Below are 16443 nucleotides of genomic sequence, written 5' to 3' on the forward strand. Positions count from 1 at the left end.
TCAGATCTCCTTCACATGATCGAACGGTTCGAGACAGTCGCGGCAGCGATACAGCGCCTTGCATGCGGTGGCCGAGAACGGCGAGACGAGTTCGGTCGCGGCCGAGCCGCAGTACGGGCAGCGCACGGCGCGCGGGAGCGAGGTCAGGGTGAGCGGGATGGGCCCGCCGGTTCGCGCCTGCGCTGGGCCCGGCGGGGAGTATCCGTGTTCGCGCAGCTTGCGCCGCCCGTCGGGGGTGATCCAGTCGCTACTCCACGGCGGCGACAGCACGGTGTCCACCCGCACGGCCACGAAACCGTCTGCGCGCAGGTCGTATTCGATGTCGGCTCGAATGGTCGCCATGGCCGGGCACCCCGAGTAGGTGGGGGTGATGGTCACGACGACCGCGCCGTCGGGTTCGACCCGCACGTCGCGCAGGACGCCGAGGTCGGCGATGGTGAGCATCGGCATCTCCGGGTCCGCGACCGCCGCGGCCACCGCCCGGGCACGATCTTCCCCGGCGGTGGAGGCCGCGGTCACCATGACGCTTCCGGATGGGCGCGGGCCACGCTCTGCATCTCGGCCAGGATCAGCCCCAGCGCCTCGGTGTGCAGGCCGTCGCGTCCGGCGCGCCCTCCGACAGTGCCAGCCGAAACCAGCTCGGGTGCAGTGGTTTCCGCAGCCCGCAGAATCGTGGTGAGGGTCTCCTCGACCTCGGCGCGCACCTGTGCCGGGTCCACCGCCACCCCGGCCGCCGCGAGCGCCGTCTCGTCCGCGGAGGTGCTGAACAGTTCGGGAACGAAGGGCCAGACCTGGCCGAGCGCCCGGACCAACCGGCCGTGCGACTCGTCGGTCCCCGCGCCGAGCACGACCGCCCACCGGGCCGCGTAGTCACGGTGGTAGGTCAATTCCTTGACCCCCTTGTGCGCCACCGCCGACAGCACCGGATCCCGTGAGTCCCGCAAACGCGCGAACACCGCCAGTCGCCAGGTCGAGAAGACGAGCAGCCTGGTGATCGCCTGCGCGAAGTCGCCATTGTCGAGTTCACACAGGCGCGCATTGCGGAATTCTGCGTCGGTACGGAAGAACGCCAGCGCATCCTCGGGTGGAATGGGTGAGGTCTCCGAGAGGTACGGCACGACGGCGGGATCGGCGGCCGCGGCGCGGGCCAGCAGCAGCCGCGCCTGCCCGAGCAGGTCCAGGCCGATATTGGCCAGCGCGACCTCCTCCTCCAATTCCGGTGCGTGCGTGACCAATTCGGTCAGCCTCTGGGCGCTGATCAGGGCATCGTCGGCGAGCATGAGGCAGTACCGCGCGAGCGCCGAGGCGTCCGCGTCCGCAGGCACGGTCGTGTCCACCCCGGCCAGGGGGTCGTCGAAGCTGGTCCCGAAGGCCCAGCGGCCGTCGTCATCGGCGGCGGCAAGACCGTCGAAGGGATTGTCGTGGTCGATCATGGCGGCGCCTCACATGTGGGGGACGGTGTCGGGGATCTCGTAGAAGGTCGGATGGCGGTAGACCTTGTCGCGGTTGGGCGCGAAGAAGGGATCCTTCTCGGCCGGGCTGGATGCGGCGACGGCGTGGGAGGGCACCACCCAGATGCTCACGCCCTCGTTGCGACGGGTGTAGACGTCGCGGGCGTGCCGCAGTGCCATCTCGTCGTCGGCGGCGTGCAGCGAACCCACGTGCACATGGTTGAGTCCGCGCTTGCCACGCACGAACACCTCATACAGCGGCCATTCCGAACGAGTTCCGGTCATGGTCATGCCTCCTGCTGTCCGTTGCGGTGGGCGAACGCCGTGGCTGCTTCGCGCACCCACGCCCCGTTGTCGTGTGCGGATCGCCGGACTTCGATCCGCTGCGCATTGCATGCGCCATTGCCGGCCACGACCTGCGCGAACTCGTCCCAGTCGGGTCGGCCGAAGTCGTGAGCGCCGCGGTCGGCGTTCCATGCCAGTTCCGGATCGGGCAGCGTGACACCCAGCGTCGCGGCCTGCGGAACCGTCATGTCGACGAATCGCTGCCGCAGTTCGTCATTGGTGTGGCGTTTGATCCGCCAGCGCATGGACTGCGCGGTGTTGGGTGAGGCGTCGTCGGGCGGGCCGAACATCATCAGTGCCGGCCACCACCACCGGTCGACGGACTCCTGCACCATGGCCCGCTGGGCGTCGGTGCCGCGCATCATGGTCATGAGCAGCTCGTAGCCCTGACGCTGATGGAACGACTCCTCCTTGCAGACCCGGATCATCGCGCGCGCGTAGGGTCCGAACGAGCTGCGGCACAGCGGAACCTGGTTGCAGATCGCCGCGCCGTCCACCAGCCACCCGATGACCCCGACATCGGCGAAGGTTAGGGTCGGATAGTTGAAGATCGAGGAGTATTTCTGCCGACCGGAGAGCAGTTTGCCGGTGAGGTCACCGCGGTCCGCGCCCAAGGTTTCCGCCGCCGCGTACAGGTACAAACCGTGCCCGGCCTCGTCCTGGACCTTGGCCAGCAGGATCGCCTTGCGGCGCAGCGAGGGCGCGCGGGTGAGCCAGTTGCCTTCGGGCTGCATGCCGATGATCTCGGAGTGGGCGTGCTGGGCGATCTGGCGAATCAGGGTGGCGCGGTATGCGTCCGGCATCCAGTCGCGGGGCTCGATGCGCTGATCGGCGTCGAGTGTGGCGTCGAATCCCGCCTGGAGATCGTCGGAGACAGGGGTGTTCATGACCGAACCCTTCAGTGACCGGTGAAGACCGGGGTTGACTTGGACAGGAAGGCAGTGACCGCGGCACGATGGTCCGCGCTCGCGCCGAGCCGCTGCTGGGCATTGGCTTCGTGTTCCAGCGTTTCGGCCAGATCGGCGTCCGACCGCTCCAACAGCGCCTTCACCTCTCGGTAGGCGGCGGTCGGTCCTGCCGCCAGGCGGGCCGCGAGTTCACGTGCCGCGGTGTCCAATTCGGAGTCGTCGACGACCCGATGCACCAGTCCCCATTCCAGGGCCCGGGCGGCATCGATCCGATCGCCGAGCAGCATGAGCCCTGCGGCGCGCGCGGTGCCCAGAGCACGTGGCAAGCTGTGGCTCAGGCCCGAATCGCTGGCCAGGCCGATGCCGGTGAACGCCGTGGCAAAGGTCGACGAGCGCCCGCTGATCCGGATATCGCCCGCGAGCGCGATGCCGAGTCCCGCACCGACACAGGCGCCCTGGATCGCGACGACCACCGGTACCTGGATCCCCGCCAACGCGGTGATCAGCGGGTTGTAGTGTTCCCGGACGGTTGCCATGGCGGTGGCCTGGTCCGCGTCCAGGGCGGTCACGTGCTCGTCGAGATCCTGTCCGACGCAGAAGTTCCGGCCCTCCGCGCGCAGCAGGACGGCCCGGACGCTATCGTCGGCAGCGAGGGATCCCAAGGCGTCGAGCAGTTCCTCTTTGAGGGCGCGGTCCAGCGCGTTGGATGCCGCGGGCCGCGCCAGCGTGAGGACGGCCAGGCCATCACTCAGTTCCATGGTGGCGGTGGTCATCGAGTCGTTCCTTTCGTTCCGCCGTTCCAGTCGTAGAACCCGCGTCCGGTCTTGCGCCCCAGCTCACCCCGGGCGACCTTGTCGCGCAGCAGCTGTGGGGGTTCGAAGCGGGGTCCCAGGGTGGCGGCGAGGTGTTCGGCGATCGCGAGCCGGACGTCGAGCCCGACCAGATCGGTCGACCGCAACGGGCCCATCGCATGCCGGTAGCCCAGTTCCATTGCCCTGTCGATGGATTCGGCATCGGCGACGCCGTCCTCGAGCATGCGGACGGCCTCCAGACCGAGGCACACCCCGAGGCGGCTGGTCGCGAAGCCCGGGGCGTCGTTCACCAATACCTCGGCTTTGCCCAGCGCGGCGACCCAGCCGCGCACTCGCTCCGTGACGCCGGGGGCGGTGGCGGGGGCGCGCACCACCTCGACAAGTTTCGACGCGGGAACGGGATTGAAGAAGTGCATGCCCAGGAAGCGGCTCGGGTTCTTCAGCACCGCACCCAGTTCCGTGATGGACAGGGAACTGGTGTTGGAGGCGAGCACCGTGTCCGGCCCGACCGCCCGCTCCGCGGCAGTCAGCACTTCGGCTTTGAGTCGCGGGGTCTCCGGCACCGCTTCGATCACCAGATCCGAATCGGCGGGCAGCTCGGCGATCACCCCAGCCAGGGTGATTCTCCCCATGATCGTGTCGATATCACTGCTGCCCAGCGCATTTCGGTCCGCTGCCGCAGACAGGCCATTGCGAATACGCCGCCGTGCCGCGGCGAGATCGCCTGTTTCGACGACGGTGACATCGCTGCCGAGGGTGGCGAAGGACTGGGCGATGCCCGCACCCATCCGTCCCCCGCCGATCACCCCGACCCGTACGGCTACCGCAGTGTCGGTCATCGTGTCCTCTTCTCCAGGAATGCGGTCATCCGCTCGTGTTTCTCGGCGCTGTCGAACAGCACCGCTTGGGCGATGTCATCGGCGCGGGAGCCGTCGGCGACCAGCTTGGTCAGCCGCAAGGCCAGCGGTGACTGGCGCACGACGCGGTCGAGGAGTTCGTGTGCGGCGGTGACGTGCGCACCCTCCGGGACGACGTCGAGCACCAGCCCGCACCGCAGTGCGCGGTCAGCATCCAGCCGTGCACCACCGAGCAGGACCTGCTTGGCGATCGAGGCGCCGACCAGCTCCGGCAGCCGATAACTGGCGCCCGCCGCGGCCGTGATGCCCAGACCTGGTTCCGGATTCGCGAAAACGGCCGTCGGCGTGGCGATCCGGATGTCGCAGGCATAGGCCAGTTCGGCGCCGCCACCGAAGGCGTAACCGCTCACCGCGGCGATCGTCGGCAGCGGCAACCGAGCCACCCTGTCGAACAGGGTGCGATTGATCCCGGCCAGCGCTTCGTTCAGTCCCCGGTCACGCAATTCGGCGATATCGGCGCCACCTGCGAAATGGTCACCACGACCGGTGAGCACCACTGGTTTCGGCGTACGTTCCAGCCGCTCGCAGACCCGGTGCAGCTCGGAGATCATTTCGGCGTCGATGGCATTGCGCCGTTCCGGCCGATCCAGGACCACCACCATGCGGTCGTCGGACTCGGTGACATCGAGGGTGGAGAACAGGCGGCTCACGGGGCCTCCACCAGCATCGCCACACCCTGTCCGACACCCACGCAGAGGGTCGCGAGTCCACGGCGCGCGCCTTCGCGCTCCATACGCCCCAATAGCGTCAACAGGATTCGCGCACCGGAGGATCCGAGCGGATGTCCCAGCGCGATGGCGCCGCCATCGGCGTTGACGATCTCTTCGTCCAGCTTCAACTGCCGCATCACGCCCAGCGCCTGGGCGGCGAAGGCTTCGTTCAGCTCGACCGCTCCGAGATCACCGATCCCCCACCCGGCGCGGCCGAGGACTTTGCGGGTGGCCGGTACCGGACCCAATCCCATGACATTGGGCGGCACACCGGCATTCGCCGCGGCGACGATCCGGGCACGCACCCTCAGACCGTGCCGGCGTACCGCCTCTGCACTGGCCACGACCAGCGCGGCCGCCCCGTCGGACAATGGCGACGACGACCCCGCGGTGACAATGCCCCCAGGACGGAACACCGGACGCAAGCCCACGAGCTTTTCGAGGGTCGTGTCGCGCCGCGGGACCTCGTCGGTGCTCACCTCACCACCGCGGACCGGGACGGGAACGATCTCCGCCACGAAACGTCCGGCATCGATGGCCGCAGCAGCGCGCCGCTGGCTGCGCAGTGCGAATTCGTCGCTCTCTGTACGGGAAATGCCCTCGGCGACAGCCACCTCTTCGGCGGTCTCCCCCATCGCCAATGTCACCTTGCGTACCTCCGGGCCGCTGCCGAGCACAGCCGCATCCGCTCGCGCGAAACGCTCATTGGTGAAACGCCATCCGAGCGCGGTGTCGGTCAGCTCCCCCGGCTTGGCCCATGCCACACCGGGTTTGGCGACCACCCACGGCGCTCGCGTCATCGATTCGGCGCCGCCCGCCACGACCAGATCGGCGTCGCCGCCGCGAATCATGGCGGCGGCGGTCGCGACGGCTGTCAATCCGCTCGCGCACAACCGGTTGACCGTGAATCCCGTCACCGAATCCGGCAGCCCGGCCAGCAGCGCCGCCATGCGGGCGACATTGCGGTTGTCCTCGCCGGACTGATTGGCCGCGCCCAGGATCACCTCGTCCACTGCGTCATCGGGGATCGCGGCCCGGCGCACCGCTTCCCGGATCACCAGCGCCGCCATGTCATCGGGCCGGACTTCGGCCAGTGCGCCGCCGTAGCGGCCCTGGGGCGTTCGCGCCCCGTCCACCAGAAAGACCTCGCGCATCCTCACACTCCTGTCCTCGCCTCCATAATTACCGAATGTTCGGTCGGTAATCAAGCCTCGGCCGCGGGTCTCCGCGAAATCCACGCCGGGCACTGAGAAGATGGGCGGATGGCTTCTCCGCGCGTCACCCGCAGGTCCGGCCCCGGCCGGCCCGGCTACGACCTCGACTCCCTGCTGTCGGTCGCCGTCAAGGTTTTCAACGAGAAGGGCTACGACGGCACCAGCATGGAGACCCTGGCGCAGCGGCTCGGAATCACGAAATCGTCCATCTACCACCATGTCTCCGGCAAGGAAGAGCTGCTGGAGCTGGCGCTCGGCCGCGCACTCAACGGGCTGTTCGCGGTCACCACCGAACCCGAGGTCACCTCGGGCCCGTACGTCGACCGGCTCGAGCACCTGGTGCGCCGCAGCGTCCACGTGCTCGCCACCGAGCTGCCGTATGTGACATTGCTGCTGCGTGTTCGTGGCAACAGCCCCGTCGAACGCCGCGCCCTCGCCCGCCGCCGCGAATTCGACGATGTGGTCGCGCAACTGGTCGCCGAGGCCGTTTCCGAGGGCGATCTGCGCCCGGACATCGACCCCGCGCTGATCAGCCGCCTGCTTTTCGGCATGGTCAACTCCCTCATCGAGTGGTACAGCCCGCGCGGGGGCACCTCCATCGATCAACTCGCCGACGCCGTGGTCCACATGACGTTCGAGGGCCTGCGCACGCACTGACCGGTCGCGGTTCCTTGACACGGGCAAGGGCCGCGCGCGATCGTAATTACCGACCGAATGGACGGTAGATAGGAGTTGTTGTGAGCAGGTTGTTGCAGAGTTATGTGAGCGGGCGGTGGCACACTCCGCCGGATGCGGGCCAGTCGATCCTCAGCGCCGTGGACGGCACCGAGATCGCGCGGGTCTCCTCGACCGGAGTCGACTTCGCCGCGGCGGTGCACCACGCGCACTCGGTCGGGGGGCCCGCGCTGGCGCGGCTGACCTTCCACGAGCGCGCGGGGCAGCTGAAGGCGCTCGGGCAGTCCATCCTGGCGTGCAAGGACGAGTTCTACGCGGTGTCGCGGGCCACCGGTGCGACCGACCGGGACTCGGCGATCGACATCGATGGCGGCGCGGGCACCCTGCTCAGCTACGCCAGTCGAGCCAAGCGTGAATTGCCCAATGGCACCGTGCATCTCGACGGCGGGGTGGAACGGCTCGGCAAGCGCGGAACCTTCGTCGCCCAGCACGTCTTCACCACCCGCCCGGGCGTGGCGGTGCAGATCAATGCTTTCAATTTCCCGGTGTGGGGTTTCCTCGAGAAGCTGGCTCCGGCGTTCATCGCGGGTGTACCGAGCATCGTGAAGCCCGCGTCGCAGACGGCGTATCTGACCGAGGTCGTTTTCCGCCACATCATCGAATCCGGTCTGCTGCCAGAAGGTTCGGTGCAGCTGGTATGCGGTGGCACCGGCGACCTGTTGGATCAGCTGGGTGGCCAGGACTCGCTGCTGTTCACCGGTTCCGCGCAGACCGCCGCGCTACTGCGCTCGCACCCGGCGCTCGTGCACCACGGCACACGTTTCACGGCGGAGGCCGATTCGCTCAACGCCTCGATCCTCGGCACCGACGTGGAGCCCGGCACTGCGGAATTCGATCTGTATGTGCGCCAATTGGTTACGGAGATGACCGCGAAGGCGGGGCAGAAGTGCACGGCCATCCGGCGTGCGTTCGTTCCGGAGGACATGGTCGACGCGGTGATCGACGCGGCCCGGGAGCGGTTGAGCAAGGTTGTGGTGGGCGCGCCCGGGGACGAAGGCGTCACCATGGGCGCGCTGGCCAGCGTGCAGCAGCGCGATGAAGTGTTGAAGGCCGTCCAGGCCCTCACCGCCAGCAGCGATATCGTGGTCGGCCGAGCTCAGGCGCCGGAGGGACCGGGCGCGTTCCTGTCGCCTATCCTGTTGCGCTGCACGGACAATACGGCCGCCGAACCACACGAGATCGAGCCGTTCGGTCCGGTAGCGACGATCATCGGCTATCGCGATGCCGCCGAGGTGATCGACCTGGCGGCCCGCGGGCAAGGCAGTCTGGTCGCCTCCCTGGTCACCGCCGACGCGGCGCTCGCCCGGGAGATCGTGCTGGGACTGGCTCCATTCCACGGCCGTGTCCTGGTTCTCGACACCGAGGATGCGAAGGAGTCGACCGGCCACGGTTCCCCGCTGCCGGTGCTCGTGCACGGAGGACCCGGCCGGGCCGGGGGCGGCGAAGAGCTGGGCGGTATCCGCGGCGTACTCCATCACATGCAGCGCACGGCCGTTCAGGCGTCGCCGGACAAGCTCTCCGCCATCACCGGACAGTGGGTCAGCGGCGCCGCCCGGCACGCCGGCGCGGTGCATCCGTTCCGGAAGAGCCTGGCGGAGTTGGCCATCGGTGACACCATCGTGGGCGGTCCGCGGCAGGTCACGGGCACGGACATCGCGCACTTCGCGGAGTTCACCGGCGACACGTTCTACGCCCACACCGATCCCGTTGCCGCAGCGGCCAATCCACTCTTCGGCGGGATCGTCGCCCACGGCTATCTGGTCGTGTCCCTGGCGGCCGGGCTGTTCGTGGACCCCGCACCGGGCCCCGTCCTCGCCAATTTCGGGGTCGACAACCTCCGATTCCTCACCCCCGTCAAGGTCGACGACATCCTCACCGTGACCCTCACCGCGAAGGCCATCACGCCCCGAGCCACCGCCGACTACGGTGAAGTCCGCTGGGACACCGTGGTGACGAATCAGAATGCCGAACCAGTCGCGACCTACGACGTACTCACCCTGGTGGCGAAGTCATGATCTACCGCATCGCCATCTGCTACGGCCGCCCGGCGGATCCCGCGGCCTTCGACGCGTACTACGCCGAAACCCATGTCCCGCTGGCTCGGAAGATCCCCGGACTCTCCGCATTCACCTGGGGCCTCTGCTCCGCGCTCGGTAGCGGCGAACCGCCGTACTACATGGTTGCGAGCCTGGACTTCCCGACGGCCGAGGCACTCGATCAGGCATTGGCCTCAACCGAAATGAAGGCGGCCGGCCGCGATGTCCGGAACTTCGCCACCGGCGGTGTCACCATGTTCACCCAATCCGCGCAATCAGGACTGGCTCCCTGATCCGCACCCCACGCGGTGGGCAGGAGCAGAGCATTGTCCTGCACCCAGCCGATGCCCTGCTCGACACACCGATGAAACCGGTGGTGACCCACTGATTTCCAACCGACGCACCGGCGCCCGGTTACTCCAAGTACCGGGCGCCCGTCCGCTACCGCGATTCACTCGCCGGGATCGACCAGGCACAGAATCGTCGGATCGGGTTTCGGGTAGACGACCGCGTTGTGGGCGTCGGTCGCGTCGCCGCACGCGGTGGGGTCGGTGGAGCCCTTGATGATTCGGCCGATCTTGAAATAGGTCAGTTGCGCCTGGTGCCCATTCTGCGCCGCGGCAGTGCCGCAGTCGACCGGCTGCGCCGAGTTGTCGATGCTGTTCTGGGCCACGCATTCACCCTCGCGCACCTGCAATTCCAGGCACAAAGTGGTGTTGCGCATGCCGCCGATAGAGCGCACGGTGTCGTAATCGGTACCGGGACACGAGCCGCCGCCCGGATCCTTCAGCACCACGCCGACGCGGTAGATCGTCGTCGGGTCGTCACAGGACACCGTCGTCACGTCGACCATGGCGGGCCCGCCGCTGACCTTCACACAGTCACCGGCGGACACCTTCCGCAGCGGATCACGGCCACTGTCTCGAACACGGCCATGATCGGTGACGTGCTGCCAGCCGTACACGACGGTAATCGACAGCGCCAAGCCGACCAGACCCCCGACCGCACCCAGCCACCTCCGGTGTCGCCTGGGTGGCTGCGGCGGCCACGGGGGCGGATAGCCGGTGACGGGCTGCTGCGTCGCAGGCCCATAGCCCTGCGGCGCCTGATGATCGGACGAGCTGGTCATGAAAAGCCTTCTTGCTCAATGATTGTGGATTCGGATGAGCGCGAGCGGACTCGGTCACGAAACCTGCGCTCGCACATGAGTTTTACTTACCACTAGGTAAAATTCAAGGTCCTCCAGGGCGGCGAATCCAGCGCGGGAGCTGCCTGAACACTTGCACGAAAACGCGGGTCTCGAACCCGCTCCCCCGGGCTGCGAGGTACCCGTCCGGCCACCCGGCGAGCTGCGAGCCACACTGCCGGACAGCCGACAGTGGCAGCCCGCCCAGTCCGGAGGAAGATTCGGTTACGGAGCGGCGGATTCAAGACGGGCGTCGATGGATTCGATGCTCTCGCCCCGGCCGCGCGGGCGAAAGGTCACACCCACGAGGCCGGACATCGCGGTGACGACCACCATAATGGCCACCAGGACCGTGAAGCCGCGGTGCAGCAGGGTCGGCACGAAGACCAGCATCACGGCGGAGGAGATGCGCGCGAGACCGAAGCTGAGGCCGATCGCTGTGCTGCGCAATCGCGTCGGGAAACTCTCCTGGCACCACAGCTTGTAGTGCACCTCACCGGCCAGGGTGTTGCCGATGCCGTATGCGATGAACGCGGCGACGAGCATGGGTGCGCTGGTGTCGACTACGAGCAGTGCAGCCCAGGATAAGGTTTGCGTGACCGCGCCCGCGACGAAAACCGTTGTCCGAGCTCGGGTGTCCATCAGCGGCATCATCGCCAGCACCGTGACCGCGATGAGCGGGATCACCAGCAGCGAGGCCCCCAGCGCTCGGGACGAGTCGAGATGGCCCACGGTCTCGAGTGCGTAGAGGCCGAAGGACCCGTAGAAATTCGTGCCGAGGGTGACGCTGACATAGAAGACGAGCAAAAAGAAACTGCCGCGCCTCAGATTTGGCGCGAGCAGCTCCCGGGGGGTGCTGTCCGACGGATGCCAACGCAGGGATTCGACCATGCGCCGCCGCAGCAGCCAAGTGATCAGCGCGAGCGCCAGCAGGTGCGCGAAGATCGCGCGCGGCAGCTGATCACCGAGCCGGGAACCGGACAATTCCAGCCCGACTACGACCAAAGGTCCCAGTGCCCAGAGGAATTGAGTGAAAGTCACCAGCCGCCCCCGCTCCGACGCCGGAGCATTTTCACCGACCAGCGCCAGCGCCGCCGGCACGTCGGCGCCGATGGCCAGGCCCACGATCACCACGCCGACGAACAACATGACCGGGTGGACAGCCAGCACCAGCCACAGCAGCCCGGCGATATACGCCAACAGGTCCACGGCGTAGACCCGTTTGCGGCCGTAGCGGTCGCCGATCCGCCCGCCGGCGATGGATCCGAGACCGATACAGACGGTCAGCACGGCGGAAAGAAAGCCCAACCGCCACTCCGACATTCGAAAGCTCGACTGCCAATGCGAAAGCGCCGCGGACACGGCGATGATGGTGCCGGCGTCCAGATAGGACGCCATGCCCGCCAAGGTCGCCAGCGACCAGGGCCGCGCCACGACGGCGTGACCGGTGGTCGCGGTCATCGGCGAGCGAGCCAGGTAGCGGACTGCCGATCCAGGACGGCTGCCAGATCACCCAGCGCGACACTGTAATCGGCCACGTGCAGGCCGAGTTGCGTGTCGCCGGAAGTACCCAGAACGGCATCGAGATCGCCGCCGATCTCCAGCCACGCGGCTGAACCGTCGCGGCCTGGACCGTAGCGGCAGGTGGACGTCAGCAGGCCGGGATAGCGGGTGAAACCCGTTGCGGTGCTCGGCAACCGGTAGTCGCGGAGCACCGCCGTCAGGTGCCCGGCGGGCGCGATATCGGTGCCCTGCAGCAGATTCCGGGTCGGCATGACCGTATCGAGTGGGGTGCGCGCGGCCGGATCGGCGGCGTGGCGCAGCGCGGCCGGATCGACGCAGGCGATGCGATGGGCGGGGGCCGCGCTCCAGGCCAGGCTCTTCGACCCCGGCTCATGCCCCGCAGCGTAAGCGGAATAGGCGATGACGCATCCGGCCGGAACGGGTGCGCTCGCGCCGCACAGCGGCAGGTGCTGGAAGGTGGAGTCCGGGTCCGCGCCGCCGCCCGTCGGACGATCGTCGGGCACCTGCACCTTTCCGCCCAGTAGCACCGCGCTGACCAGTTGTGCAGTGGTGTCGGGCCGCCCGTCGATCCGCTCGCGAATCAACTGTTCCAGCGCCACGCTGCCTTGCGAATGGCCGAGCATGATCACCCCGCGCCGGTCGCCGCCCGGCCCGACATTGTCGTGGGCCCAGTAGTCGTCCCACGCCGCGAGCACGTCGGCGAATCCTGGTCCGGCGTAGCCGTCGGAGCCGGTGACCTCATGCTGAGCCAGCTGCGGCAGGGTGTCCTGGCGGTACAGCGGGGCGAACATGCGGCAGTGACCGAGCAGCGGCCCCACCTGTGCGAGCAACACCGCGAGCTCCTCGGCCCGAGGCTGCGGCCGGTCTCCGGTCACGGGGTTGGGCACCAGGTCCACCGTGGGATAGACGTAGAAGCAGTCCACGCCCGGAAGTGCTGAGGCGGTGGCGGTTTCGTCACCGAGGTCACTGTGACCGACAGTGGTGACGGATAGTGCGGCTCGGCTACCATCCGGATAGCGTGCCAGCCGGGGCTGGGCCCCGGGCCTGCCGTCGGCATCCTGATCGCAGGGATCGACTGCCATGCCGGGTTTGCACAACCAAACCGTCCCGATCGTGGTGTCGGGTGGGGCGGCCACGGCCATCCCCGATACCGAGCCGACCGCAACCGCGGCCGCCGTGATCATGCGGATCACGTGCTTCATCGAATACTCCAGAAGATTTCAGAAGTGTGCGGTGAACTTTCCGGCAGCGTGCGGGGTCGCCGTACCCGACGTGTCGACGATCTCCACCGGAACCGGCGAGTCGACCACGACGCGGTTGCCGTCGATCTCCACCGACACGACGCCGTACGGCGTGGGCGCGGCGCCCGCTGCCGCGGTCAGCACGCCGGGGCGCGGCGCGATGCGGACCCGCGTGAATCCGGGTTCGGCCGGGGTGATGCCGAGGGTGTAGCAGACCAGATCCCGGGTGGGCGTGGCCGACCAGCCGTGACAGTAGGATCCGCCTTCCCAGCACTCCCGGAACGCGGTCGGGGCATCGGCGCGCAGGCGATCCCAGTCCAGGCACAGTTCCGCGATCCGTTCGGCCGCACCCAATCGTGCGATGGCGTCGTGCACGACATAGCGGAAGAACGGCTGCGCCCCGACCACCGAACGCTCGGTGTCCCAATCGGGTTCGGGTCGCACGGACACCGGCTGACCGGCGCTCGGTCCCAACGCGTCGCCACCGTGATCGGCCAGTGGGCTGGCGGTGAACATGGCCGATCGATCCAGCAGCAGCCGCAAGATCTCCGGCTTGCGTTCGGGCGGGACGAGATCCGCGCAGACCGCCGCGGCCGCGACATGCTCGCTCACCGATGTGCCACGGCGGCCATCAGCCAGATTGTCGCGATAGGCGAATCGCCCCGGGTCCCAGAAGGACTCGAACCCGCCGAGCAAGCGATCGTAGAAGGCGGCCGCCCAGGTGGCCCGGCCATGATCACCGACCCAGCGCGCCATCTCGGCGAAATCCCGTAATCCGCGTGCCAGCAGGGCATTCAGTGCCGCGCTCGCGCCAGATACCTGCACCGGCGACCAGTCGATGAGGACCCACCCGGGCACCTTCTCCACGAGACCGGCAGGACCGCGATAGGGCTCGAAATAGCGCAGGATTCCTTCGGCGGTGGGCAACAGACCGCCGACCAGTTCTCGATCGCCGGTGTAGCGAAACAGGTTGTGCACGGAGCGAATCCAGTGCAGCGACCAGTCCGGAATCGTCGGAACCTGCGTGGTCGCGAAATCACCGGCTACCACCATGGGCAGCAAACCGTCTGCGCGCGGCTGCGCCGCCAGCTGCGGGTTCCATCGAGCCAGCCGCCAATCCTGGTTTGCGATCAGATCGACGGACTGATGCACCACGGCGTCCCCGGTCCAGGACCGCTGTTCCCTTGTCGGGCAGTCGATGTAGGCATCGTGGGAGGTCAGGTCCACGGTGCGCAGACCCGTGCGGTAGACGGCGTCGAGACGTGGGTCGCTGGAGTCGAACGGGGCGACCGGGTCCCGAGGGCGCAGTAGTTCACGAATCCGGAGCGAGACCGGCGTCGTCGCGTCCTCCAGCGCGAGCACGAGGTAGCGTCCGCCGACCGAGTCAGCCGAAAGATAGGTGTCAGCCGAGCCGCGGGCCACGTACCGGAATACCGGCGCACTGTCGAGCGCCGCCACTGTGGGCACCTCGACCAGAGCGCCGTCGATGACCTGCCCGCGGGCCGCCTCGAAATGCAGTTCCAGCCTGCCGCTGACGATCATCGCGAAATCGGCGATCAGCAGCGCGCGATCGCCGCCCGCCCCGCCCAGGGCGGCGGCCAGGGCGGCGCGTGGATCATCGCCGGAAGGCGGGGCCGCCCTTTTGTCCATGACTGTCGCGGTGTGGATTTCACCGGTCAGGGCCGGAATGGGCCTGGGCCGCAGGACGCCCCACGGTTCAGTGGGCGGCCGCGTCCCACCGCGCGGGCCGACCACCGAGGACTCGGCCAGCACACGCGCAGACGACCAGGACGAGTCATCGAAATCCGTTGCTGTCCAACGCGGTTCCAGTAGACGGGCATCAAGGTTCTCGGGCAGCTGGGTCAGCAGCATGCCCGGCGGGTGACCGGGACGCCAGGCGTCGCCGGTCGCGAACCGCCACGAGGGGTCGGTCCCGATGATCTCCTCGCCGAGTTGGACCTCCGCCACCAGGCCGCCGCCACCGATGGTGAAGCTCGGCGGCGACGGCTCCCACCACGGCACCGGATGACCGTAGAAACGGGCGAGTACCGCGACCGTGTTGCCACCCTCGCGCAGTGTGTGCCGAATGTCGTATTCGTCGAAGCACAACTGGCGCGGCCCGTGCCGCACCGGCCCCGCACCGAGGTCGATTCCGTTGACGTACAACCGATACCGGGAATCGGCGGTGATTCGCACCGTGGCCCGGGCGGGCACGCTCGCCAGCTCGAAGCCCCGCCGGAACAGCACCCGCTGGTCGAAGCGACTCGGGTCCAGGGATCCGTACGGCTGCGCCTGACTGGGTCCGCCCAGCGCCGGGCGATCGGACCAGATCCACTGTCCGATCCAACTATCTCGCGTGGTCGCCACACCCAGAGTTTTACTTACCACTCGGTAAAACTCAAGAGGGTGTTGTAAGAAGAACCCATGAAACCGCAGCCGACAGCGCCACGCCGACGAGGCCGCAAGGAGCGCGCCGACGGCCGCTCCCGCCGCGAAGAGCTGATCCAAGCCGCGGCCACCCTTTTCGCCGAGCGCGGCTACCGCGACACCAGCATCGCCGACGTGGCCACCCGAGTCGGCGTCACGCAGCAGGCCCTGCTCTATTACTTCGGCAGCAAGGTCGGCCTGCTGCACGCGGTGATCGACGCCCGCGACGACGAAAGCCTCCGATTCGCCGAGGAACTCGCCGCCCTGGGCGGCGTCCGCGCCTTGGACAAACTGCCCGACTTCGCCCGCCGCAATATCGCCGACCCCAACCTGGCGCGCCTGTTCGCGGTCCTACTCGCCGAGAACCTGAACCCCGGCGACCTGGCCCACGACCACTTCGTCCAGCGCTACCGCAACCTGCGCGCCGTCGTCGCCGCACTTGTCGAACAGGGCCAGCACACCGGCGACTTCTCCCCCACCATCGACCCCACGCTCAAAGCGATCGAAATAGTCGCCTTCATCGAGGGCGTCAATACCCAATGGCTACTCGACCCCGACTCGATCGACCTGCAAGCCGTCACCGACTCCTTCACCCGCGACCTGATCCGCACCCTCACAGTCAATTAGCCGGTAGCGCAACCTCATTCGAGGCCCTGAAACCACGGCGAGGCGATCAGCCCGGGCTGGTCGCTTAGTCCAGTATCCGGCCGAGATGCCACAACAGCCGGTGATGGGCGGGGCCATCGGATGGCGCAGACAACTCCGGGCCGAATCCGCCGGTCTCCGACAACGATTCGGATCGATCGTTGCAGGATGTTCAGCAGTTCACCGCAGAGCTTCTCTCGAAGCAGCCCTCCTGACCCGTGGCGACGGTAACTACCCAACACTGAGATCGGATCTACCGCTGCCACCACACTTCTGGTGGCCGTTGTTCGGT

Annotated in this window: 16 protein-coding genes; 4 read left to right on the forward strand and 12 right to left on the reverse strand. The window is 67.9% G+C overall.

Going from position 1 to position 16443, the window contains the following annotated elements; all coding sequences use genetic code 11:
• The 8 genes from paaD to AB0L60_RS32920 are packed head-to-tail and all read right to left on the reverse strand — an operon-like array spanning position 1 to position 6297.
• Positions 1 to 522 (reverse strand): 1,2-phenylacetyl-CoA epoxidase subunit PaaD, encoded by a 522-nt coding sequence (gene paaD / locus AB0L60_RS32885; RefSeq protein WP_364622066.1) that lies wholly within the window; start codon positions 520 to 522, stop codon positions 1 to 3.
• The gene (gene paaC, locus AB0L60_RS32890) at positions 516 to 1433 is read right to left on the reverse strand and encodes a 1,2-phenylacetyl-CoA epoxidase subunit PaaC (RefSeq protein ID WP_364622069.1); all 918 of its coding nucleotides are present in this window, start codon (positions 1431 to 1433) and stop codon (positions 516 to 518) included. The genes paaD and paaC overlap by 7 nt, the downstream gene beginning before the upstream one ends.
• A gap of 9 nt (positions 1434 to 1442) precedes the next feature.
• Complete coding sequence (gene paaB, locus AB0L60_RS32895; protein ID WP_364622072.1) at positions 1443 to 1736, reverse strand: 1,2-phenylacetyl-CoA epoxidase subunit PaaB; 294 nt, start codon at positions 1734 to 1736, stop codon at positions 1443 to 1445.
• Positions 1737 to 1738: 2 nt separating this feature from the next.
• Positions 1739 to 2683, reverse strand: a complete 945-nt coding sequence (gene paaA, locus AB0L60_RS32900) for a 1,2-phenylacetyl-CoA epoxidase subunit PaaA (protein ID WP_364622075.1) — start codon at positions 2681 to 2683, stop codon at positions 1739 to 1741.
• Between the two features lie 11 nt (positions 2684 to 2694).
• Positions 2695 to 3477: an enoyl-CoA hydratase-related protein gene (locus AB0L60_RS32905; RefSeq protein ID WP_364622078.1), complete on the reverse strand. Its 783-nt coding sequence runs from the start codon at positions 3475 to 3477 to the stop codon at positions 2695 to 2697.
• The gene (locus tag AB0L60_RS32910; RefSeq protein ID WP_364622082.1) at positions 3474 to 4355 is read right to left on the reverse strand and encodes a 3-hydroxyacyl-CoA dehydrogenase family protein; all 882 of its coding nucleotides are present in this window, start codon (positions 4353 to 4355) and stop codon (positions 3474 to 3476) included. The genes AB0L60_RS32905 and AB0L60_RS32910 overlap by 4 nt, the downstream gene beginning before the upstream one ends.
• On the reverse strand, positions 4352 to 5035 hold the full coding sequence (locus AB0L60_RS32915; RefSeq protein WP_364622304.1) for an enoyl-CoA hydratase/isomerase family protein: 684 nt from the start codon (positions 5033 to 5035) through the stop codon (positions 4352 to 4354). Before AB0L60_RS32915 ends, AB0L60_RS32910 begins: the two co-directional genes overlap by 4 nt.
• 44 nt (positions 5036 to 5079) lie before the next feature.
• Positions 5080 to 6297, reverse strand: a complete 1218-nt coding sequence (locus AB0L60_RS32920; protein ID WP_364622085.1) for a thiolase family protein — start codon at positions 6295 to 6297, stop codon at positions 5080 to 5082.
• A 108-nt stretch (positions 6298 to 6405) separates the two neighbouring features.
• On the opposite strand from AB0L60_RS32920, the gene AB0L60_RS32925 reads away from it, so the two are divergent.
• From AB0L60_RS32925 to AB0L60_RS32935, 3 genes are all read left to right on the forward strand, one after another.
• Complete coding sequence (locus AB0L60_RS32925; RefSeq protein ID WP_364622088.1) at positions 6406 to 7014, forward strand: TetR/AcrR family transcriptional regulator; 609 nt, start codon at positions 6406 to 6408, stop codon at positions 7012 to 7014.
• A gap of 80 nt (positions 7015 to 7094) precedes the next feature.
• Positions 7095 to 9107 (forward strand): phenylacetic acid degradation bifunctional protein PaaZ, encoded by a 2013-nt coding sequence (gene paaZ, locus AB0L60_RS32930; RefSeq protein ID WP_364622091.1) that lies wholly within the window; start codon positions 7095 to 7097, stop codon positions 9105 to 9107.
• Positions 9104 to 9421 (forward strand): EthD family reductase, encoded by a 318-nt coding sequence (locus AB0L60_RS32935; RefSeq protein ID WP_364622094.1) that lies wholly within the window; start codon positions 9104 to 9106, stop codon positions 9419 to 9421. The genes paaZ and AB0L60_RS32935 overlap by 4 nt, the downstream gene beginning before the upstream one ends.
• Before the next feature lie 158 nt (positions 9422 to 9579).
• On the opposite strand, the gene AB0L60_RS32940 is transcribed toward AB0L60_RS32935, so the two are convergent.
• The 4 genes from AB0L60_RS32940 to AB0L60_RS32955 all read right to left on the reverse strand — a co-directional run bounded on the left by AB0L60_RS32940 (position 9580) and on the right by AB0L60_RS32955 (position 15446).
• Positions 9580 to 10257 (reverse strand): hypothetical protein, encoded by a 678-nt coding sequence (locus tag AB0L60_RS32940; RefSeq protein ID WP_364622097.1) that lies wholly within the window; start codon positions 10255 to 10257, stop codon positions 9580 to 9582.
• Positions 10258 to 10539: 282 nt separating this feature from the next.
• Positions 10540 to 11775, reverse strand: coding sequence for an MFS transporter (locus AB0L60_RS32945; RefSeq protein ID WP_364622099.1), 1236 nt, complete (start codon positions 11773 to 11775; stop codon positions 10540 to 10542).
• Positions 11772 to 13040 (reverse strand): DUF3089 domain-containing protein, encoded by a 1269-nt coding sequence (locus tag AB0L60_RS32950; RefSeq protein ID WP_364622102.1) that lies wholly within the window; start codon positions 13038 to 13040, stop codon positions 11772 to 11774. The genes AB0L60_RS32945 and AB0L60_RS32950 overlap by 4 nt, the downstream gene beginning before the upstream one ends.
• Positions 13041 to 13058: 18 nt before the next feature.
• Positions 13059 to 15446 (reverse strand): alpha-L-rhamnosidase N-terminal domain-containing protein, encoded by a 2388-nt coding sequence (locus AB0L60_RS32955; protein ID WP_364622105.1) that lies wholly within the window; start codon positions 15444 to 15446, stop codon positions 13059 to 13061.
• A gap of 57 nt (positions 15447 to 15503) precedes the next feature.
• On the opposite strand from AB0L60_RS32955, the gene AB0L60_RS32960 reads away from it, so the two are divergent.
• On the forward strand, positions 15504 to 16133 hold the full coding sequence (locus AB0L60_RS32960) for a TetR/AcrR family transcriptional regulator (protein ID WP_364622107.1): 630 nt from the start codon (positions 15504 to 15506) through the stop codon (positions 16131 to 16133).
• The last annotated feature ends 310 nt before the right edge of the window (positions 16134 to 16443 follow it).

Origin of the sequence: Nocardia sp. NPDC051981 (assembly GCF_040680715.1) — a bacterium.
Classification (GTDB): domain Bacteria; phylum Actinomycetota; class Actinomycetes; order Mycobacteriales; family Mycobacteriaceae; genus Nocardia.

Bases quoted from the DNA above. Each gene is read 5' to 3' on its own strand.
- paaD (WP_364622066.1), bottom strand. From the start codon at position 522: ATGGTGACCGCGGCCTCCACCGCCGGGGAAGATCGTGCCCGGGCGGTG.
- paaC (WP_364622069.1), bottom strand. From the start codon at position 1,433: ATGATCGACCACGACAATCCCTTCGACGGTCTTGCCGCCGCCGATGAC.
- paaB (WP_364622072.1), bottom strand. From the start codon at position 1,736: ATGACCGGAACTCGTTCGGAATGGCCGCTGTATGAGGTGTTCGTGCGT.
- paaA (WP_364622075.1), bottom strand. From the start codon at position 2,683: ATGAACACCCCTGTCTCCGACGATCTCCAGGCGGGATTCGACGCCACA.
- AB0L60_RS32905 (WP_364622078.1), bottom strand. From the start codon at position 3,477: ATGACCACCGCCACCATGGAACTGAGTGATGGCCTGGCCGTCCTCACG.
- AB0L60_RS32910 (WP_364622082.1), bottom strand. From the start codon at position 4,355: ATGACCGACACTGCGGTAGCCGTACGGGTCGGGGTGATCGGCGGGGGA.
- AB0L60_RS32915 (WP_364622304.1), bottom strand. From the start codon at position 5,035: ATGGTGGTGGTCCTGGATCGGCCGGAACGGCGCAATGCCATCGACGCC.
- AB0L60_RS32920 (WP_364622085.1), bottom strand. From the start codon at position 6,297: ATGCGCGAGGTCTTTCTGGTGGACGGGGCGCGAACGCCCCAGGGCCGC.
- AB0L60_RS32925 (WP_364622088.1), top strand. From the start codon at position 6,406: ATGGCTTCTCCGCGCGTCACCCGCAGGTCCGGCCCCGGCCGGCCCGGC.
- AB0L60_RS32935 (WP_364622094.1), top strand. From the start codon at position 9,104: ATGATCTACCGCATCGCCATCTGCTACGGCCGCCCGGCGGATCCCGCG.
- AB0L60_RS32940 (WP_364622097.1), bottom strand. From the start codon at position 10,257: ATGACCAGCTCGTCCGATCATCAGGCGCCGCAGGGCTATGGGCCTGCG.
- AB0L60_RS32945 (WP_364622099.1), bottom strand. From the start codon at position 11,775: ATGACCGCGACCACCGGTCACGCCGTCGTGGCGCGGCCCTGGTCGCTG.
- AB0L60_RS32950 (WP_364622102.1), bottom strand. From the start codon at position 13,040: ATGAAGCACGTGATCCGCATGATCACGGCGGCCGCGGTTGCGGTCGGC.
- AB0L60_RS32960 (WP_364622107.1), top strand. From the start codon at position 15,504: ATGAAACCGCAGCCGACAGCGCCACGCCGACGAGGCCGCAAGGAGCGC.